At 58.9% G+C, this 20,315-nt stretch carries 14 protein-coding genes; 9 read left to right on the plus strand and 5 right to left on the minus strand.

Annotated features, from left to right (window positions below; genetic code table 11):
- Positions 1–5 precede the first annotated feature (5 nt).
- Together ppc and RTX96_RS17985 are read left to right on the plus strand one after the other, a co-directional pair.
- On the plus strand, positions 6–2,657 hold the full coding sequence (gene ppc / locus RTX96_RS17980; RefSeq protein ID WP_312671715.1) for a phosphoenolpyruvate carboxylase: 2,652 nt from the start codon (positions 6–8) through the stop codon (positions 2,655–2,657).
- Between the two features lie 141 nt (positions 2,658–2,798).
- The gene (locus tag RTX96_RS17985; RefSeq protein WP_312671716.1) at positions 2,799–4,523 is read left to right on the plus strand and encodes a phosphoethanolamine transferase CptA; all 1,725 of its coding nucleotides are present in this window, start codon (positions 2,799–2,801) and stop codon (positions 4,521–4,523) included.
- 89 nt (positions 4,524–4,612) lie between these two features.
- Here RTX96_RS17985 and katG read toward each other — a convergent pair whose 3' ends face one another.
- The 4 genes from katG to metB form a co-directional block, all read right to left on the minus strand.
- A complete protein-coding gene (gene katG, locus RTX96_RS17990; RefSeq protein ID WP_312671717.1) occupies positions 4,613–6,793 on the minus strand; it encodes a catalase/peroxidase HPI in 2,181 nt (726 codons plus the stop codon).
- Between the two features lie 191 nt (positions 6,794–6,984).
- Complete coding sequence (metF, locus tag RTX96_RS17995; protein WP_103821660.1) at positions 6,985–7,875, minus strand: methylenetetrahydrofolate reductase; 891 nt, start codon at positions 7,873–7,875, stop codon at positions 6,985–6,987.
- 203 nt (positions 7,876–8,078) lie between these two features.
- A complete protein-coding gene (locus RTX96_RS18000; RefSeq protein ID WP_103821661.1) occupies positions 8,079–10,511 on the minus strand; it encodes a bifunctional aspartate kinase/homoserine dehydrogenase II in 2,433 nt (810 codons plus the stop codon).
- A 2-nt stretch (positions 10,512–10,513) separates the two neighbouring features.
- A complete protein-coding gene (gene metB, locus RTX96_RS18005) occupies positions 10,514–11,674 on the minus strand; it encodes a cystathionine gamma-synthase (RefSeq protein ID WP_312269566.1) in 1,161 nt (386 codons plus the stop codon).
- A gap of 275 nt (positions 11,675–11,949) precedes the next feature.
- Here metB and metJ point away from each other — a divergent pair, with 275 nt between their 5' ends.
- Positions 11,950–12,267 carry a met regulon transcriptional regulator MetJ gene (metJ, locus tag RTX96_RS18010; protein WP_012133855.1) on the plus strand — a complete coding sequence of 106 codons (318 nt, stop codon included), beginning with the start codon at positions 11,950–11,952 and terminating at the stop codon, positions 12,265–12,267.
- Positions 12,268–12,399: 132 nt separating this feature from the next.
- Here metJ and rpmE read toward each other — a convergent pair whose 3' ends face one another.
- Positions 12,400–12,612 (minus strand): 50S ribosomal protein L31, encoded by a 213-nt coding sequence (gene rpmE / locus RTX96_RS18015; protein WP_103821663.1) that lies wholly within the window; start codon positions 12,610–12,612, stop codon positions 12,400–12,402.
- A gap of 205 nt (positions 12,613–12,817) precedes the next feature.
- Between rpmE and priA the strand changes: the two genes are divergently transcribed.
- The 6 genes from priA (at position 12,818) to menA (ending at position 20,223) form a co-directional block, all read left to right on the plus strand.
- Positions 12,818–15,013, plus strand: a complete 2,196-nt coding sequence (gene priA, locus RTX96_RS18020) for a primosomal protein N' (RefSeq protein ID WP_103821664.1) — start codon at positions 12,818–12,820, stop codon at positions 15,011–15,013.
- A 158-nt stretch (positions 15,014–15,171) separates the two neighbouring features.
- Positions 15,172–16,197 (plus strand): DNA-binding transcriptional regulator CytR, encoded by a 1,026-nt coding sequence (gene cytR, locus RTX96_RS18025; RefSeq protein WP_103821666.1) that lies wholly within the window; start codon positions 15,172–15,174, stop codon positions 16,195–16,197.
- 93 nt (positions 16,198–16,290) lie between these two features.
- A complete protein-coding gene (gene ftsN / locus RTX96_RS18030) occupies positions 16,291–17,268 on the plus strand; it encodes a cell division protein FtsN (RefSeq protein ID WP_312269564.1) in 978 nt (325 codons plus the stop codon).
- Between the two features lie 89 nt (positions 17,269–17,357).
- Positions 17,358–17,888 (plus strand): ATP-dependent protease subunit HslV, encoded by a 531-nt coding sequence (gene hslV / locus RTX96_RS18035; protein WP_061706448.1) that lies wholly within the window; start codon positions 17,358–17,360, stop codon positions 17,886–17,888.
- Positions 17,889–17,897: 9 nt separating this feature from the next.
- The gene (hslU, locus tag RTX96_RS18040; protein ID WP_103821669.1) at positions 17,898–19,229 is read left to right on the plus strand and encodes an HslU--HslV peptidase ATPase subunit; all 1,332 of its coding nucleotides are present in this window, start codon (positions 17,898–17,900) and stop codon (positions 19,227–19,229) included.
- Between the two features lie 67 nt (positions 19,230–19,296).
- On the plus strand, positions 19,297–20,223 hold the full coding sequence (gene menA, locus RTX96_RS18045; RefSeq protein WP_312671718.1) for a 1,4-dihydroxy-2-naphthoate polyprenyltransferase: 927 nt from the start codon (positions 19,297–19,299) through the stop codon (positions 20,221–20,223).
- Positions 20,224–20,315 lie beyond the last annotated feature (92 nt).

Below are 20,315 nucleotides of genomic sequence, written 5' to 3' on the forward strand. Positions count from 1 at the left end.
TTAACATGAACGAACAATATTCCGCTTTGCGTAGTAATGTCAGTATGCTCGGCAAGCTGCTGGGAGAGACCATCAAAGAGGCGCTGGGAGAGAACATTCTCGATCGCGTCGAAACGATCCGTAAGCTGTCTAAATCCTCACGGGCGGGCAACGAAGCCAACCGCCAGGAGCTGCTCACCACGCTGCAAAATCTGTCGAATGACGAGCTGCTGCCGGTCGCCCGCGCCTTTAGCCAGTTTCTGAACCTGGCCAATACCGCCGAGCAGTACCACAGCATTTCGCCGCAGGGCGAAGCGGCCAGCAACCCGGAAGTGATCGCCCGCACCCTTAGAAAGCTGAAGGATCAGCCCGATCTCAATGAAGGCATTATTAAAAAAGCGGTGGAGTCGCTGTCGCTGGAGCTAGTCCTCACCGCCCATCCGACAGAGATCACCCGCCGGACCCTGATCCACAAGATGGTAGAGGTCAACAACTGCCTCAAACAGTTAGATAATAAAGAGATTGCTGATTATGAACGCAACCAGCTGATGCGCCGTCTGCGCCAGCTGATTGCCCAGTCCTGGCATACTGACGAGATCCGCAAGCACCGTCCCAGCCCGGTTGACGAGGCCAAGTGGGGCTTTGCGGTGGTGGAAAACAGCCTGTGGGAAGGGGTGCCGAACTACCTGCGTGAGCTGAACGAGCAGCTCGACGAAAACCTTGGCTATAAGCTGCCGGTGGATTTCGTTCCGGTGCGCTTCACCTCCTGGATGGGCGGCGACCGCGACGGCAACCCGAACGTCACCGCAGAGATCACCCGCCACGTTCTGCTGCTGAGCCGCTGGAAAGCGACCGATCTGTTCCTGAAGGATATTCAGGTGCTCATCTCCGAGCTGTCGATGGTGGAGTGTACCGATGAGCTGAGCGAGCTGGTTGGCGAAGCCGGGGCAAGCGAACCGTACCGCTACCTGCTGAAGGGGCTGCGCGGCCAGCTGATGGCGACCCAGGCCTGGCTGGAAGCGCGCCTGAAGGGCCAGCGTCTGCCGAAGCCGGCTGGCCTGATTAGCCAGAACGAGCAGCTATGGGGGCCGCTCTACGCCTGCTATAAATCACTTCAGGCCTGCGGCATGGGCATTATCGCTAACGGCGAACTGCTGGATACCCTGCGCCGCGTGAAATGTTTTGGCGTGCCGCTGGTGCGTATCGACGTCCGCCAGGAGAGCACCCGCCACACCGAAGCGCTGGGCGAGCTGACCCGCTATCTCGGTATTGGCGACTATGAAAGCTGGTCGGAAGCCGACAAACAGGCATTCCTGATCCGCGAACTGAACTCTAAGCGTCCCCTGCTGCCGCGTAGCTGGGAACCAAGCAACGAAACCCGTGAAGTACTCAACACCTGTAAAGCGATCGTTGATGCGCCGCAAGGCTCCGTTGCCGCCTACGTCATCTCGATGGCGAAAACCCCGTCCGACGTGCTGGCCGTGCACCTGCTGCTGAAAGAGGCCGGGATCACTTTTGCCCTGCCGGTCGCGCCGCTGTTCGAAACCCTTGATGACCTGAACAATGCCAATGACGTGATGACCCAGCTACTGAATATCGACTGGTATCGCGGCTTTATTCAGGGCAAACAGATGGTCATGATCGGCTATTCCGACTCGGCGAAAGACGCGGGCGTAATGGCGGCCTCCTGGGCGCAGTACCAGGCGCAGGATGCGCTAATCAAGACCTGTGAAAAAGCGGGCATTGAACTGACGCTGTTCCACGGTCGCGGCGGCTCCATCGGTCGCGGCGGCGCTCCGGCCCATGCGGCGCTGCTCTCCCAGCCGCCGGGTAGCCTGAAAGGCGGTCTGCGCGTCACCGAGCAGGGTGAGATGATTCGCTTCAAGTACGGCCTGCCGGAAATTACCGTCAGCAGCCTGTCGCTCTACACCAGCGCCATTCTGGAAGCTAACCTGCTGCCGCCGCCGGAGCCAAAAGAGGAGTGGCGTCATATCATGGACGAGCTGTCAGACATCTCCTGCGAGATGTATCGCGGCTACGTACGTGAAAATGAAGATTTCGTCCCCTACTTCCGCTCCGCTACGCCCGAGCAGGAGCTGGGCAAGCTGCCGCTCGGATCGCGTCCGGCAAAACGTCGTGCCACCGGCGGCGTAGAGTCCCTGCGCGCAATTCCGTGGATCTTTGCCTGGACGCAGAACCGTCTGATGCTGCCGGCCTGGTTAGGCGCGGGTGCGGCACTGCAAAAGGTGATGAAAGAGGGTAAACAGAGCGATCTGGAAACCATGTGCCGCGACTGGCCGTTCTTCTCCACCCGTCTGGGCATGCTGGAGATGGTCTTTGCCAAAGCCGACCTCTGGCTGGCAGATTACTACGACCGCCGCCTGGTGAAACAGGCGCTGTGGCCGCTGGGCAGCGAACTACGCCAGCTGCTGGAAGATGACATCAAAGCCGTGCTGGCTATCGCCAACGACTCGCATCTGATGGCCGATCTGCCGTGGATCGCCGAGTCCATCCAGCTGCGTAACATCTACACCGATCCGCTCAACGTACTGCAGGCCGAGCTGCTGCATCGCTCGCGCCAGGCGGAAGAGGAGGGGCGAGAGCCGGATCCTCGCGTTGAGCAGGCGCTGATGGTCACCATCGCCGGCGTCGCGGCCGGTATGCGTAACACCGGTTAATCTGCCCTCCTCTGCTTCCCCCGCTATCCGGTGGGGGAAGCGGTTATTTGCCTTATCCCTCGCCTCGTTAAGGTTAACTTAAGCAACGCTGCTTAATCTTTGCGCGCTACTCCAGCGACTTTGATAAGGCACGTTTTTGTTATGCTCTCTACATCCTCTTCGGCGAATGCCGCTTTTAGCTGGAAGGCCTTACTGTGGGCCTTGCTCTACGTCTGTTACTTCTCTTCCGTTCTGCAGGTCGCCATTATTATTACCGGCTACAGCGGCTCCGTGGGCCTGCGGGACTCTCTGCTGTTTAGTTCTCTGTGGCTTATTCCGCTGCTGCTCTTTCCCCGACAGATCCGCACGTTGGCAGCCATCATCGGCGTGATCCTGTGGCTTCCCTCGCTCGCCGCGCTGGGCTATTACGTTATTTACGGCCAGGAGTTCTCCCAGAGCGTTCTGTACGTCATGTTTGAGTCCAACACCAGCGAGGCCAGCGAATTCCTGAGCCAGTACTTCAGCCTGAAGCTGGTGCTGGTGGCGCTGGGCTATACGGCGGTGGCGATCGTCCTGTGGACGCGCCTGCGTCCGGTCACGGTCCCCACGCCGTGGCGCTGGCTGGTCTGCTTTGCCATCCTCTACGGGCTGATTATTAATCCAGTCGCACATAAGGTGCTGGTTCAGAAGAAGAGCGTCAAACGCGCGCTGATCAGCCTCTCAGGCCGTCTTGAACCTGCCGCGCCGTGGCAGTTTGTGGCGGGCTACGTTGAGTATCGCCACCAGTTGGCGAGCCTGACGAAACTATTAAACAGCAACAATGCCCTGCCGCCGCTGGCGAACCTGCAGGATAGCTCCGGCAATGCGCCGCGTACGCTGGTGCTGGTGATTGGTGAATCAACGCAGCGTAACCATATGAGCCTCTACGGCTACCCGCGTGAAACCACGCCGGAGCTGGACAAGATGCACAAAACCGACAAGAACCTGACGGTCTTCAACCACGTGGTCACCTCGCGCCCCTATACCATTGAGATCCTGCAGCAGGCGCTGACCTTTGCCGACGAGAAAAACCCGGATCTCTACCTGACAAAACCGTCGCTGATGAACCTGATGAAGCAGGCCGGGTACAAGACGTTCTGGATCACTAACCAGCAGACCATGACCGAACGCAACACCATGCTGACGGTGTTCTCGCAGCAGACAGACAAGCAGTTCTATATGAACCAGCAGCGCACCCAGAGCGCACGCGAGTACGACACCAACGTGCTGGAGCCGTTTAAAGAGGTGCTGGCCGATCCTGCACCGAAGAAGTTCATCATCGTGCATCTGCTGGGCACGCATATCAAATATGAGTACCGCTATCCGGAACAGTGGAGCGTCTTTGATGGTAAAACCGAGGGCGCCCCGGCAGGGTTAAGCCCAGAGCAGCTGGCATCGTATAACGACTACGACAATGCTAACCGCTTCAATGACCATGTGCTGGCCAGCCTGATCAATGACTACAAAGCCACCGATCCTAACGGCTTCCTGCTCTACTTCTCCGATCATGGAGAAGAGGTCTACGATACGCCGCCGCATAACATGCAGGGACGTAATGAAGAGGCCCCGACGCGGCATATGTACACTATCCCGTTTATTCTGTGGACCTCGCCGTCATGGCAGGAAGCGCACCCGCGCGACCTCACCGCCGACGTCGACCGCAAGTACAGCAGCTCGCAGCTGATCCACACCTGGTCCGATTTGGCAGGGCTGCGCTACGATGGCTTTGACCCGACACGGTCAATCACCAGCCCGCAGTTTGTACAGGCCACGCGCTGGATTGGTAACCCGTACAAGAAAAACGCTCTGCACGACTACGATGCGTTGCCGTTAGATATAACGCATTAAATAGAGCAGATCTGCCGGGTGGCGCTGCGCTTACCCGGCCTACACACTAAAAAAATCCCCGCACAAGCGGGGATTTTCATATTTAGCGTTTAGCGCAGATCGAAGCGGTCGAGATTCATCACCTTCACCCAGGCGTCGACGAAGGCTTTCACAAACCTCTCGTGGCCGTCATTGCTGGCGTAGACTTCCGCCAGCGCACGCAGGATAGAGTTAGAACCAAATACCAGATCGGCACGGGTAGCGGTATATTTCACCTCGCCACTCAGGCGATCCCGTCCCGCAAACAGCTCAGAGCTATCATCGGTCGCCTTCCACTCGGTGCGCATATCCAGCAGATTCACGAAGAAGTCATTGCTGAGTACGCCCACACGCTGGGTAAAGACGCCGTGCTGGCTGCCATCAAAATTAGCCCCCAACACGCGCAGGCCACCTACCAGCGCCGTCATTTCCGGCGCGGTCAGCGTTAGCTGCTGCGCTTTATCGATCAGCAGCGACTCCGTGGTCGAGGTGTCGAGCGCCGTGCGATAGTTACGGAAACCGTCGGCAATCGGCTTCATCAGTTCGAACATCTCGATGTCGGTCTGATCCTGACGGGCATCCACGCGACCCGGGGCAAACGGCACTTCGATAGCCACGCCCGCCTCTTTTGCCGCCAGCTCAACGCCAACAACCCCGGCCAGAACGATAATATCCGCCAGCGAGGCCTTGTTTGCCGTACGCTGAATGGCCTCCAGAACCGGCAGGGCACGAGTCGCCGTCGCGTTAACGTCCCAATCACGTTGCGGAGCCAGCGCTAAACGCGCCCCGTTCGCGCCGCCGCGCTTATCGCCACCGCGGAAGGTAGAGGCAGAGGCCCATGCCACCGACACCAGTTCGCTTACCGAGAGTCCAGAGGCGGCAATCTCGCCCTTCAGGCTGGCAATGTCCTCCTGAGAAGGATTAAAGATCGCCTGCGGCAGCGGGTCCTGCCAGATCAGATCTTCTTTCGGCACTTCCGGTCCGATGTAGCGCGCTTTTGGCCCCATATCACGGTGCGTCAGCTTGAACCAGGCTCGGGCAAAGGCTTCGTTGAAGGCCTGCGGATCGTTCAGGAAGCGACGGGAGATCTTCTCGAACTCAGGATCAAAACGCAGCGTTAGATCGGTCACCAGCATGGTGGGCTTACGCTTTTTCGCCGGATCGAAAGGATCGGGGATAATTTCCGGAGCATCAACCGCTTCGAACTGGATCGCACCGGCAGGGCTGCGGGTCTGCACCCACTCGTATTTGAACAGGTTCTCAAAGAAATAGTTGCTCCACTGGGTCGGGGTCTGCGTCCAGACTACTTCCAGCCCGGAGGTGATGGCATCCGCCCCGCTGCCGCTGCCGTAGCTGCTGCTCCAGCCCAGGCCCTGCGCTTCAATAGGCGCAGCCTCGGGATCGACATCAACGTGCGTGGCCGCCGCCGCACCGTGGGTTTTACCCAGCGTATGGCCGCCCGCAATCAGCGCCACGGTCTCTTCGTCATTCATACCCATATTGCCGAAGGTAGCGCGAATGGCGGCAGCAGCAGAGATCGGCTCGCCGCTATGGTCCGGACCTTCCGGGTTCACGTAGATCAGGCCCATCTCGGTTGCGCCCAAGGGCGCTTTCGCCAGCGCTTCAGGGTGGCGATGCTTCAGCCAGGTTTTTTCATCGCCCCAGTTAACGTCCAGATCCGGCTCCCAAACGTCTTCACGCCCGGCACCGAAACCAAAGGTGCGGAAGCCGGAGTTCTCCAGCGCCACGTTACCGGCGAGAATAAAGAGATCGGCCCAGGAGATTTTCTGGCCGTATTTCTGTTTGATCGGCCACAGCAGACGACGCGCCTTGTCGAGACTGACGTTATCTGGCCAGGAGTTAAGGGGGGCAAAACGCTGCTGGCCCCGGCCCGCGCCGCCGCGACCGTCGATAGAGCGGTAGGTCCCGGCGCTGTGCCATGCCATACGAATAAAGAGGCCAACGTAGCTGCCCCAGTCGGCAGGCCACCACGGCTGTGAATCGGTCAGCAGCGCTTTGAGATCGCCTTTCAGCGCAGAGTAGTCGAGTTTGCTGAATTCATTGCGGTAGTCAAAATCGTCGCCCAGCGGATTAGAGCGGTTTGAGTGCTGGTTCAGCAGGTCGACGCGGAGCTGTTTCGGCCACCAGTCGCGGCTGGTTGTTCCTGCGCCGGCGCTGCGGTCGGCACCGCCCTGGTGAAACGGACATTTGCCTGTGGAAAGTGTGTTATGGATATCGTCTGATGCACTCATCTATCTGCTCCCAATATGATGTTACCGCTACGATATACACCACTCTTAATGAGAGATAGTTGAATTCATCCACAGATTTGATAGTTAAATCCGTCTGTTTTTATTAGTAATTAAGTGGCAGATATGGGTCCTGACAATGGCATTCATCACCCGAATCAATTGGACAATAAAAAACCGCCGAAGCGGTTTTTTTACAGCGCGGGACGTACGCCCAACGTGTGGCAGATAGCGTAGCTCATTTCAGCGCGGTTCAGGGTATAGAAGTGGAAATCTTTTACCCCTTCGCGGCTCAGGATCTTCACCATATCCATCGCGATGCTTGCCCCTACCAGCTTGCGGGTTTCGGCATCGTCATCGAGGCCGTTAAACATCTGCGACATCCAGGCCGGAATACGCACGTTGGTCATGTCGGCAAACTTCTTCGCCTGCTTGAAGTTAGAGACCGGCAAAATGCCTGGAATGATCTCGACATCAATGCCGGTAGCTGCGCAGCGGTCGCGAAAACGCAGATAGCTCTCAACGTCAAAAAAGAACTGGGTGATGGCCCGACTCGCACCGGCGTCGACTTTGCGCTTCAGGTTGAGCAGATCTGCCTGGGCGCTTTTGGCCTCTGGATGCACTTCTGGATAGGCGGCCACGGAGATATCAAAATCAGCGACCTCTTTTAACAGCGCAACCAGATCGGCGGCGTACATCTCTGGTTTACCGCCGTTTGGCGGCAGATCGCCGCGCAGGGCCACAATATGGCGAATACCGTTGTTCCAGTAATCCTGGGCAATAGCGCGCAGTTCGTTGCGGGTGGCGTCGATACAGGTCAGATGCGGCACGGCCTCAAGGCCGGTACGATCTTTAATGCCCTTGATGATGCTGTGCGTGCGGTCACGCTCGCCGGAGTTCGCGCCGTAGGTCACCGAAACAAACTTTGGCTTCAGGCTGCTTAAGCGATCGATGGAGTGCCAGAGGGTCTGTTCCATTTCACTGGTGCGCGGCGGGAAAAACTCAAAGGATACGTTAATCTGCCCCTGCACTTCTGCCAGGCTCTGATTCAGGGCTTCCCGCTGGTTGGCGTGAAAAAAGCTCATACCTTACCTCATCAATCGCATATCTGGGTTGTTGTTGTGTGAACTTCTATACGTTTAGACGTCCAGATGCCAAAATGACGTAAAAGCCGGATAACGTCAACAGAAATATCGCGGTTATTGGTGAGGAATGTTCAGGGAAGATGAAAAAAGTTCATGCCGGAGGCAGAAGGCCCCTCTCCTGGCAGAGAGGGGATAAATATAAACTACAGCAGCTGCGCCAGACGGTTGATGTCCGACTGAATAGCGCCCGCAGTAACGTCACGCCCCGCGCCTGGGCCACGGATCACCAGCGGGTTATCGCGATACCAGCGGCTCTCAATGGCGAAGACGTTATCGCACGGCAGCAGGGCCGCCAGCGGATGCTCGGGACGCACCGCCTCTACGCCCACGCGCGCTTTGCCGTTGGCGTCAAAACGTGCCACGTAGCGCAGCACCAGGCCCATCTCGCGCGCCGCTTCCAGACGCTGCACCATCTGCTCATTCAGCACGTCGCCGTTTTCAAAGAAGTGATCCACCGATCCCTCTTCGCATCCGGCGGGCACCAGCGACTCAACGCGCACCTGATCCGGCTCGATGTCATATCCCGCCTCACGGGCCAGGATCACCAGCTTGCGCATGACGTCCTTACCGGCGAGATCCACGCGCGGATCCGGCTCGGTCAGCCCCTGCTGCCAGGCCTGATCGACCAGGTCAGTAAAGGGCACCGTACCGTCAAACTGCAGGAACAGCCACGACAACGTTCCAGAGAAGATGCCGCTGATAGAGAGAATTGAGTCACCGCTGTCGATGAGATCGCGCACGGTATGGTTCACCGGCAGGCCCGCGCCCACGGTGGCGTTGTAGAGCCAGCGACGGCCCGTTTTTTCGAAGGCGTCGTGGATCTGGCGATACTTGTCGCTGGTGCTCGCGCCAGCCAGCTTGTTGGCGCTGATAACGTGAAAACCGTGGCTGGCAAAGTCGAGGTACTGATCGGCCAGCTGCTCGCTGGCAGTGACGTCGAGCACCACCAGATCGTCATAGGGGTGCGCCCGCATCCACAGGAACAGGGAGTCCTCTTCGTGCTCCACCGCGTCGTCATTAAAAAAAGCCAGCGCGCGGCTGGCGTCCAGCCCGTCATAGCTCAGCAGGCTGCGGCGACTGTCCACGACCCCTGCCAGGACAAATTCAAAGCCGGTGCGGGCCGAAAGCGCGCTCTGCTCGCGGGCAAACAGCTCCAGCCAGCGCGAACCGATATTGCCTTTGCCGAACAGCACCAGGCCAATGCGCTTCTCGGCGCGGAACAACGACTGGTGCAGGCCCTGGATCAGACTTTCGGTGGGGCCCACGCGCAGCACCGCCACCAGGCTAATGCTGTCGTCAGACTGCCAGATAAACTCTACCGGCTGGCCCTTCAGCTGCTGCCAGAAGCGATGGCTATGAAGTGGATTACGGCACACGCCCGCGCCAACCAGCGCCACCAAGGCTAGCCCCTGACGCAGGCGCAGCTCGCCCGGCAGCCCGGCTTCATCAAGCAGCTTAAGGGCGCTGTCGACGACCTCTGAGGTGTAGCAGAGCTGGAGCAGGTTGCGATCGGTATGCACGCCTACCGCCAGCGGACGCAGCTGGGCGCGCTTAAGGATCAGATCGATCTCTTTATGCGCCAGCTTAAAATCCTGGCTCGGCGGGACCTGGAACTCAATCAGGCAGACGTCGTCGTGGCTGGTAACGATGCGCGCGCCCGTCCCGGAAGCCAGCACGCGCTCAATACGCGTAGAGCCCTGTTCCGGGTTGTAGCTGCAGCGCAGCTGAAGATCGATATCGCTGCCGGAGACCGGCTGGAGCGTGCGGGCATGGAGCACCGGGGCGGCCAGGCGTGCCAGTTCGCTGGCTTCGTCCAGACGCAGCAGCGGCAGCAGGCAGGCATCTTTTACCTTACGCGGGTCGGCACTGTAGACCCCGGCCACGTCGCTCCAGATAGTCACGCGGGAGACGCCGCCCAGCGCGCCAATCTGCGTTGCCGAGTAGTCGGAGCCGTTACGGCCCAGCAGTACGGTCTCACCCGCATCGTTGCGGCAGATAAAGCCGGTCACCACCAGCCGTTTACCCGGGTGCTGCACCATCAGCTGTTGCAGCAGCGGATAAGAGAGGCCTTCGTTAACCTGCGGCTGGGCAGAGCGCTCGGCGCGTAAAAATTCCCGCGCGTCGAGCCAGGCAGCGTTCAGCCCCTGCAGATTAAGCACGGCGGACATCAGGCGTGCAGACCAGATCTCGCCGTGGCCGACCACCTCGGCATAGACCGCGTCGGTAATACCGCTGTCGAGCAGGCTAGCAAGACGCTCCAGGTCGTGAATAAATTCGCTGATTAACCCATCAGCTGTCTCAGGGGGTAATAATCCACTGATAAGCTCGGACTGATAGCGACGCAGCGCCTGTTGAACCTGATGCGCAGAGAGCCTGTCGGACTGGCTGAGCTTCAGCCAGCTGATCAACTGGTTGGTGGTGCTGCCGGCGGCCGAGACGACCATCATATCGCCAGGCTGTGAATACTCCGCCATGATACCGGCGACACGCAGGTAACACTTCACATCCGCCAGACTACTCCCACCAAATTTATGCAGTTGACGACCTTTCGCCCCTGCCTGCGCAATCACACTCATGTTTACCCCTTCGCTGCGATCCGGAATGCATTTTCCAAATCGGCAATTAAATCTTCACCATCTTCAATACCGGTCGAGATGCGTAGCAGCGTCTCGGAGATGCCGGCAGCGGCGCGTGCTTCTGCGGCCATGCCTGCGTGTGTCATGGTAGCCGCGTGGGAGATCAGGCTCTCAACGCCGCCCAGCGACTCCGCCAGCGTAAACAGCGACAGGCCGCTTAAGAAACGACGCAGCGTCTGCTCATCGCCGTCCAGCTCGAAGCTCAGCATCGCGCCGAAGCCTTTCTGCTGGCGGGCGGCAATCTCATGGCCCTGGTTTTCCGGCAGCGACGGGTGATAGAGCTTCTTCACCAGCGGCTGCGTCTTCAGGAACGCAACGATAGCCTGAGCGTTACGCTGGGCCACTTCCATGCGCGGCGACAGCGTACGCAGGCCGCGCAGCAGCAGGTAGCTATCAAACGCGCTACCGGTTACGCCAATATTATTCGCCCACCATGCCAGTTCGGTGACGGTGGCCTCCTCTTTGGCAATCACCACGCCCGCGACGACGTCGGAGTGACCGTTGAGGTACTTGGTACAGGAGTGCAGCACCAGATCCGCCCCCAGCGCCAACGGGTTTTGCAGCGCCGGGCTGAGGAAGGTGTTATCCACCACGCTTATTGCACCGGCTTCGCGGGCCAGCTGACAGATTTTCGCAATATCCACGACGCGCAACAATGGATTACTTGGACTTTCGATCAGCACCAGCTTCGGTTGCTCAGCCAGCGCCGCCTTCAGCGCCTGCTCATCGTTTTGATCGACAAAGAGAACACGATAGCAACCGCGCTTCGCCAGGCTGTCAAACAGACGGTAGCTGCCACCGTAGCAGTCGTGCGGAGCCACCAGCAGATCGCCAGGCTTCAGATAGACCGTCGTCACCAGGTGGATAGCGGACATGCCGGTATTGGTCAGCACCGCACCCGCCCCGCCTTCCAGCTCCGCCAGCGCACGCTGAACGACATCGCGCGTCGGGTTGCCACGGCGGGAGTAGTCATGCGCACGCGGCTCGTTGAAATCGGTGAAATTATAGGTGCTGGAGAGATGAATCGGCGGGACAACGCAGCCGTACTGCTCGTCATCGTTCAATCCGCTACGCACTGCAATGGTGGCCTGTTTACGCGTCATGTGAAGGCTTCCTGGCTTAATGGATGAAAAATCAGGCCACAGAATAGCATTGTGACAATAGACGTCAATACATCTGGACATCTAAACTTCTCTGCGTATAGATTGAGCAAACCGGGAATAGCCGTTAAAATTATCTGCATTAGCGCACATCTGCGGAGCCAATACTCCGTGTCACGGTGGCGTCTCTACGGTAAACTACGCGAGATTACGGCCCTGTCCCTGCGTTTAGTCGGGTTTTGGCCATTTATTAATGAGAAAGAGGATTAAGGTATCTCATGGCTGAATGGAGCGGCGAATATATCAGCCCCTACGCTGAGCACGGTAAGAAGAGTGAGCAAGTAAAAAAAATTACGGTTTCCATTCCTCTGAAGGTGTTAAAGATCCTCACCGATGAACGCACCCGTCGTCAGGTCAACAACCTGCGTCACGCCACGAACAGCGAGCTGCTGTGCGAAGCGTTCCTGCACGCGTTCACCGGTCAGCCTCTGCCAAACGATGAAGACCTGCGCAAAGAGCGCAGCGATGAAATCCCTGAAGAGGCAAAGATTATCATGCGCGAGCTGGGCATCGACCCGGACACATGGGAATACTGACAGAAAAGGGGCTTCGGCCCCTTTTTGCATGATGGCCTGCTATGCCGGGTGGCGGCTGACGCCTTACCCGGCCTACAAAAATTCAGGCACAAAAAAACCGCCCGAAGGCGGTTTTTTCTAAGCAGCGAATGATTACTTGCTGCCTGGGATGCTGAAGCGCTTGTTGAAGCGGTCAACACGGCCACCGGTAGCAACGTCACGCTGCTTGCCAGTGTAGAACGGGTGGCATTTGGCGCACACGTCCAGGTTCAGATCGTGACCCACGGTAGAGCGGGTTTTGATCACATTACCGCAAGAGCAGTTTGCAGTAATTTCAACGTAATTCGGGTGAATACCTTTTTTCATGGAAGAAACCTCAGTTAAGGCCGCGTCGCTCTTCCAGCCCTAACGCCGGACACCACGCGAGATGATTGATTAAGCTTTGGCGGCGGAATGCAACACCAAAGGCGGCGAATCATACAGAAATTAACCGCCGTATGCAAACAGATCCGCATCTGCTCTCTCACAATGTGTATACTATCCCGCCAGTTTCAAGTGCATGGATAAAAAAATGCCCGTTGCTCACGTTGCCCTGCCCGTTCCGCTGCCCCGCACCTTTGACTATCTGCTGCCCGCCGATCTGTCTGCCCGTGCGGGTTGCCGCGTGCGCGTGCCGTTCGGCAAGCAGCAGCGGGTGGGCATCGTGGTCTCGGTGAGTGACAGCAGCGAGCTGCCTCTGGCTGAGCTAAAGAGCGTAGTAGAGGTGCTGGACAGCGAGCCGGTCTTCTCGCCCTCGGTCTGGCGGCTGCTGCTGTGGGCGGCGGAGTATTACCACCATCCGCTGGGCGATGTATTGTTTCACGCCCTGCCCGTACTGCTGCGCCAGGGGAAGCCCGCCAGCGCTGCGCCGCTCTGGTACTGGTTTGCAACCGAACAGGGCCAGGCGGTGGATATCAACAGCCTGAAGCGCTCGCCAAAGCAGCAGCAGGCGCTCTCCGCCCTGCGTCAGGGAAAGATCTGGCGACACCAGGTAGCCGAGCTCGAATTTAACGATGCGGCGCTACAGGCGCTGCGCAGTAAAGGCCTGTGCGAGCTAAACAGCGAAGCGCCCGCCCCCCGCGACTGGCGCGAAGGCTATGCCGTCAGCGGCGAGCGTCTGCGGCTCAACACCGAGCAGGCGACGGCCGTGGGGGCGATCCACAGCGAAGCCAACACCTTCTCCGCCTGGCTGCTGGCGGGCGTGACCGGCTCCGGAAAGACTGAGGTCTACCTGAGCGTGCTGGAGAATATCCTGGCTCAGGGCAAGCAGGCGCTGGTGATGGTCCCGGAGATCGGCCTGACGCCACAAACCATTGCCCGATTCCGGGAGCGGTTTAACGCCCCGGTAGAGGTGTTGCACTCGGGACTGAACGACAGCGAGCGTCTGAGCAGCTGGCTGAAGGCCAAAAACGGCGAGGCGGCGATTGTGATTGGCACCCGCTCGTCGCTGTTCACCCCGTTTAAAAACCTCGGCGTCATTGTGATCGACGAGGAACACGACAGCTCCTATAAACAGCAGGAGGGGTGGCGTTACCACGCTCGCGATCTGGCGGTCTACCGCGCCCACAGCGAGCAGATCCCGATTATCCTCGGCTCGGCCACGCCCGCGCTGGAGACCCTGCACAACGTGCGGCAGAAGAAGTATCGCCTGCTGCGCCTCACTCGCCGGGCAGGCAACGCGCGACCGGCCAACCAGCATGTGCTCGATCTCAAGGGCCAGCAGCTGCAGGCAGGTCTCTCTCCGGCATTAATCAGCCGGATGCGCCAGCACCTGCAGGCCAATAACCAGGTGATCCTGTTTCTTAACCGTCGCGGCTTTGCCCCGGCGCTGCTGTGCCACGACTGCGGCTGGATCGCCGAGTGCCCGCGCTGCGATCACTACTACACGCTGCACCAGGCCCAGCACCAGCTGCGCTGCCACCACTGCGACAGCCAGCGTCCGGTGCCGCGCCAGTGCCCTGCCTGCGGCTCCACGCATATGGTCCCGGTGGGGCTGGGTACGGAGCAGCTTGAGCAGGCGCTCACCCCCCTCTTCCCCGGCGTGGCGATCTCGCGCATCGATCGCGATACCACCAGCCGTAAAGGGGCGCTGGAGCAGCATCTGGCAGAGGTGCATCGCGGCGGCGCGCGTATTCTGATCGGCACGCAGATGTTGGCCAAAGGGCACCACTTCCCGGACGTCACCCTGGTAGCGCTACTCGATGTCGACGGGGCGCTGTTCTCGGCCGACTTCCGCGCCGCCGAGCGTTTCGCCCAGCTCTACACCCAGGTCTCCGGACGGGCCGGGCGTGCGGGCAAACAGGGCGAGGTGATTTTACAGACCCACCATCCTGAGCACCCGCTTCTGCAAACGCTGCTCTATAAAGGCTACGATGCCTTTGCCGAGGAGGCGCTGGCGGAGCGGCAGACGCTTCAGCTGCCGCCGTGGACCAGCCACGTCATCATCCGCGCGGAAGATCATAACAATCAGCAGGCCCCGCTCTTTCTGCAGCAGCTGCGTAATTTGTTGCAGGCCAGCCCGCTGGTGGATAGCCACCTCTGGCTGCTCGGCCCGGTCCCCGCCCTTGCCCCGAAGCGCGGCGGCCGCTACCGTTGGCAGCTGCTGCTTCAGCACCCCTCGCGAATTCGCCTGCAGCATATCGTCAGCGGCGCGCTGGCGTTGATTAATACGCTGCCGGAGGCGCGTAAAGTGAAGTGGGTGCTGGACGTGGATCCTATCGAGGGTTAGCGAGGCCAGGGATGCGAGTCGGATCGAAAAATTCAACCTTCATCACAATTTTCCTGAAAATACTGTAACCGAACTGATTAACGATCTGCTAAAAATGTGGGTAATGTCGCACATAAGGGATGCGCCTGCGCTTGCGGCAGGCATGCGAGGAGAAAGAGTTGAAGGTTAAGAAAGAGGTTGCTGCGGCGACCATGAAAGATGTTGCCCAGAAAGCAAAAGTTTCTACGGCAACCGTGTCCCGGGCATTGATGAACCCGGATAAAGTCTCACAGGCGACCCGTAACCGCGTTGAGCAGGCGGCGCTTGAGGTAGGCTATTTGCCGCAGGCGATGGGTCGCAACATTAAGCGCAACGAATCGCGCACGCTGCTGGTCATCGTGCCGGACATTTGCGATCCCTTTTTCAGCGAAATCATTCGCGGTATTGAAGTGACCGCCGCCGAGCAGGGCTATCTGGTGCTGATTGGCGACTGTGCCCACCAGAATCAGCAGGAGAAGACCTTCATTGACCTGATCATCACCAAGCAGATTGATGGCATGCTGCTGCTCGGCTCGCGTCTACCGTTTGACGCCAGCATTGAGGAGCAGCGTAACCTGCCGCCAATGGTGATGGCCAACGAGTTCGCGCCGGAGCTGGAGCTGCCTACGGTGCACATCGATAACCTGACGGCGGCTTTTAACGCCGTTAACTATCTGCTGGAGCAGGGACACCAGCGAATTGGCTGCATTGCCGGGCCAGAGGAGATGCCGCTGTGCCACTACCGTCTGCAGGGCTACGTCCAGGCGCTGCGCCGGTCCGGCATCACCGTCGATCCGCACTATATTGCCCGGGGCAACTTCACCTACGAGGCGGGAAGCAGTGCGATGGAGCAGCTGCTGGCGCTACCGAAGCCGCCTACGGCCGTATTCTGCCACAGCGACGTCATGGCCCTCGGCGCGCTCTCCTGCGCGAAACGGCAGGGACTGAAAATTCCTCAGGATCTGTCTATTATTGGTTTCGATAATATTTCGCTCGCCCAATTCTGCGATCCGCCGCTAACAACGGTCGCCCAGCCGCGCTTTGAGATTGGCCGCGAGGCGATGCTATTGCTGTTGGATCAGCTACATGGCCAGGTGGTGAGCAGCGGATCGCGCCTGCTGGAGTGCGAATTGATCGTGCGCGGATCGACACAGGCGCTTACGTAACAGCGCCTGCTTTCAGACTTCCGCGTCTGGTCAAAGCCCCGTCGCTTAAGTAACATGACGGACCAATAAACGAATGAATACAGCGAAACGATAGTGGCCCAACGAGATTATGTACGCCGCAGCCAATCGGCTCCTTCGCGGCGAAAAACGAGCACCTCAAGGAAGAAGCAACGTAATACGCCTGCTGTCTCGCCTGCTATGGTGGCGATTGCAGCCGCCGTGCTGGTGGCCTTTCTCGGTGGCCTGTACTTTATTACCCATCACAAAAAAGAGGAGTCCGAGACCCTGCAGAGCCAGAAGGTCACGGGCAACGGGCTGCCGCCGAAGCCGGAAGAGCGCTGGCGTTATATCAAAGAGCTGGAGAGCCGTCAGCCAGGCGTACGTGCGCCAACCGAACCCTCGGCGGGCGGTGAGGTGATGAATCCGGATCAGCTGACCAACGAACAGCGGCAGCTGTTAGAGCAGATGCAGGCCGATATGCGTCAGCAGCCTACCCAGCTTAACGAAGTGCCGTGGAACGAGCAGACGCCGGCCCAGCGCCAGCAGACCCTGCAGCGTCAGCGTCAGGTGCAGCAGCTGCAACAGCAACAAACCCAGCAGCAGCAGTGGGCCAACGCGCCGAAAACCCAGCCGCGTCTGACGGAGCAGCCGCAGACCCGCACGGTGCAGAGCGCGCAGGCGCCACGCCAGACGCAGCAGCCGAAGCCAGCAGCAAATAGCCAGCCGTATCAGGATCTGCTGCAAACGCCGGCGCACACCACCGCGGCCGCGCCGAAAACGCAGCAGGCTGCCCCGGTCACGCGTGAGCCAGAAGCGGCGAAGCCTGCCGCTGAGAAAAAAGATGAGCGCCGCTGGATGGTTCAGTGCGGTTCGTTTAAAGGCGCAGAGCAGGCGGAGACCGTACGCGCGCAGCTGGCATTCGAAGGCTTTGATTCACGCATCACCACTAATAACGGCTGGAATCGCGTCGTCATTGGCCCGGTCAAAGGCAAAGATAACGTTGATGGCACCATCAACCGCCTGAAGCTGGCTGGCCACGCAAACTGCATTCGTCTCGCCTCCGGGGGTTGAAACCCCCAAAATCCCCCCCATCTATAATTGCATTCTGCCCCGTACACCGTGCGGGGCGACTCATCTGATTGCAACAAAGGGGTCTGCTCGTGACAACAATTGTAAGTGTTCGCCGTAACGGTCAGGTAGTGATTGCCGGTGATGGCCAGGCCACGCTGGGCAATACCGTAATGAAAGGCAACGTAAAAAAAGTGCGTCGTCTGTATAACGACAAAGTGATCGCTGGTTTTGCAGGCGGTACTGCAGACGCCTTCACGCTGTTTGAACTGTTTGAGCGCAAGCTGGAGATGCACCAGGGCCATCTGGTCAAAGCCGCCGTTGAGCTGGCAAAAGACTGGCGTACCGATCGTATGCTGCGCAAGCTCGAAGCGCTGCTGGCAGTGGCGGATGAAAATGCCTCGCTGATTATCACGGGTAACGGCGACGTTGTGCAGCCGGAAAACGACCTGATTGCTATCGGCTCTGGCGGCCCGTACGCCCAGGCCGCCGCCCGCGCCCTGTTAGAAAACACCGACATGAACGCGCGCGACATTGCGGTGAAGGCGTTGGATATTGCAGGTGATATCTGCATCTATACCAACCATAACCACACCATCGAAGAATTAAACTCTAAAGCGTAAGGATCTCCCATGTCTGAAATGACCCCACGCGAAATTGTCAGCGAACTGAACAAACATATTATCGGTCAGGACAATGCCAAGCGCTCTGTTGCCATTGCCCTGCGTAACCGCTGGCGCCGTATGCAGCTCGACGAAGAGCTGCGCCATGAAGTGACGCCGAAAAACATTCTGATGATCGGTCCAACCGGCGTCGGTAAAACCGAGATCGCCCGCCGCCTGGCGAAGCTGGCCAACGCGCCCTTCATCAAGGTGGAAGCGACCAAATTCACCGAAGTCGGCTATGTCGGTAAAGAAGTCGACTCGATTATCCGCGATCTGACCGATGCCGCCGTGAAAATGGTGCGTATGCAGTCGATCGAGAAGAACCGCTACCGTGCAGAAGAGATGGCGGAAGAGCGCATTCTCGACGTGCTGATCCCGCCGGCGAAAGATAACTGGGGCCAGGCTGAACAGTCTCAGGAGCCGTCCGCCGCCCGTCAGGCGTTCCGCAAGAAACTGCGTGAAGGCCAGCTGGATGATAAAGAGGTAGAGATTAACCTCGCCGCCGCGCCGATGGGCGTGGAGATCATGGCACCTCCGGGCATGGAAGAGATGACCAGCCAGCTGCAGTCAATGTTTCAGAATCTGGGCGGCCAGAAGCAGAAGCCGCGCAAGATTAAGATCAAAGACGCCATGAAGCTGCTGATCGAAGAGGAAGCGGCCAAGCTGGTGAACCCGGAAGAGCTGAAGCAGGACGCCATCGACGCCGTTGAACAGCACGGTATCGTGTTTATCGATGAGATCGATAAAATCTGTAAGCGCGGTGAATCCTCCGGTCCGGACGTCTCCCGTGAAGGCGTACAGCGCGACCTGCTGCCGCTGGTAGAGGGCTGCACCGTCTCCACCAAGCACGGTATGGTGAAAACCGACCACATCCTGTTTATCGCCTCCGGTGCATTCCAGGTGGCGAAGCCGTCGGATCTGATCCCTGAGCTGCAGGGTCGTCTGCCAATCCGCGTTGAGCTGCAGGCGCTGACCACCGAGGACTTTGAGCGCATCCTGACCGAGCCAAATGCCTCCGTCACCGTGCAGTACAAAGCGCTGATGGCTACCGAGGGCGTCAACATCGACTTTACCGATGACGGTATCAAGCGCATTGCTCAGGCCGCATGGCAGGTGAACGAGACCACTGAAAACATCGGTGCCCGCCGTCTGCATACCGTTCTCGAGCGTCTGATGGAGGATATCTCCTACGACGCCAGCGATCTGAACGGCGAATCGGTCACCATCGACGCCGCTTATGTGAGCAAGCACCTGGATGAGCTAGTAGCAGATGAAGATTTGAGCCGTTTTATCTTATAATCGCGCTCAGCACGTTTTCATTACTGTTGATGGGGCTATATAGCCCCATTTTTATTGGCTGGATCCTATGACTGAATATACCCTGACGCGTACCCAGGCCTGGCTGGAAAGCCTGCGACCGAAGACCCTTCCCCTTGCGTTTGCCGCGATTGTGGTGGGTACCGCCCTCGCCTGGTGGCAGGGCCACTTTGATCTGCGGGTGGCGGTGCTGGCGCTCATCACCGCCGGGCTGCTGCAGATCCTCTCGAATCTGGCTAACGACTACGGCGACGCGGTAAAGGGCAGCGACAAGCCGGATCGTATCGGGCCGCTGCGGGGGATGCAGAAAGGGGCTATCAGTCTGGCACAGATGAAACGTGCCCTGCTGGTTACCGTCGCGCTCAGCTGCCTCTCTGGCCTGACGCTGGTACTGGTTGCCTATCAGACGGTAGCGGATTTTATCGGCTTCCTGGTGCTGGGCGGGCTGTCAATCATCGCCGCAATTACCTACACCATTGGCCGCCGCCCGTATGGCTATCTTGGGCTGGGGGATATCTCGGTACTGCTCTTCTTTGGCTGGCTCAGCGTAATGGGCTGCGGCTATCTCCAGGCGCACACCCTGATCCCGGCGATGTTCTTACCGGCCACCGCCTGCGGTCTGCTGGCGACGGCGGTGCTCAACGTCAACAACCTACGGGATATCGACAGCGATCGTGCCAACGGTAAAAACACGCTGGTGGTGCGCCTGGGGCCGCTGAACGCCCGCCGCTATCACGCCTGCCTGCTGCTGGGTGCGCTGCTCTGCTTCGGCCTGTTCAACCTGCTCTCGCTACACAGTCCGTGGGGCTGGCTGTTCATTCTTGCTGCGCCGCTGCTGGTGCGCCAGGCGCGCTATGTGCTACGCGAGCGCGACCCTGCCGCGATGCCGCCTATGCTCGAGCGCACCGTTAAGGGGGCACTGCTGACTAACTTGCTGTTTGTGATAGGTATTGTGCTCAGCAAAACGCTGCTTTAACTGACAAATATCAATTAACAATTGATGATTTTGCCAACAATGCATTATGCGCGATATACTGAGAGTTCTCGCAGCAACTAAACGTAAATCCT

It is taken from the genome of Pseudescherichia sp., from assembly GCF_032052675.1.
Taxonomy (GTDB): Bacteria; Pseudomonadota; Gammaproteobacteria; order Enterobacterales; family Enterobacteriaceae; genus Pseudescherichia.

What these genes read in the sequence shown, in the direction of transcription:
- ppc (WP_312671715.1), top strand. Translation starts at nt 6, where the DNA reads ATGAACGAACAATATTCCGCTTTGCGTAGTAATGTCAGTATGCTCGGC.
- RTX96_RS17985 (WP_312671716.1), top strand. Translation starts at nt 2,799, where the DNA reads ATGCTCTCTACATCCTCTTCGGCGAATGCCGCTTTTAGCTGGAAGGCC.
- katG (WP_312671717.1), bottom strand. Translation starts at nt 6,793, where the DNA reads ATGAGTGCATCAGACGATATCCATAACACACTTTCCACAGGCAAATGT.
- metF (WP_103821660.1), bottom strand. Translation starts at nt 7,875, where the DNA reads ATGAGCTTTTTTCACGCCAACCAGCGGGAAGCCCTGAATCAGAGCCTG.
- RTX96_RS18000 (WP_103821661.1), bottom strand. Translation starts at nt 10,511, where the DNA reads ATGAGTGTGATTGCGCAGGCAGGGGCGAAAGGTCGTCAACTGCATAAA.
- metB (WP_312269566.1), bottom strand. Translation starts at nt 11,674, where the DNA reads ATGACGCGTAAACAGGCCACCATTGCAGTGCGTAGCGGATTGAACGAT.
- metJ (WP_012133855.1), top strand. Translation starts at nt 11,950, where the DNA reads ATGGCTGAATGGAGCGGCGAATATATCAGCCCCTACGCTGAGCACGGT.
- rpmE (WP_103821663.1), bottom strand. Translation starts at nt 12,612, where the DNA reads ATGAAAAAAGGTATTCACCCGAATTACGTTGAAATTACTGCAAACTGC.
- priA (WP_103821664.1), top strand. Translation starts at nt 12,818, where the DNA reads ATGCCCGTTGCTCACGTTGCCCTGCCCGTTCCGCTGCCCCGCACCTTT.
- hslU (WP_103821669.1), top strand. Translation starts at nt 17,898, where the DNA reads ATGTCTGAAATGACCCCACGCGAAATTGTCAGCGAACTGAACAAACAT.
- menA (WP_312671718.1), top strand. Translation starts at nt 19,297, where the DNA reads ATGACTGAATATACCCTGACGCGTACCCAGGCCTGGCTGGAAAGCCTG.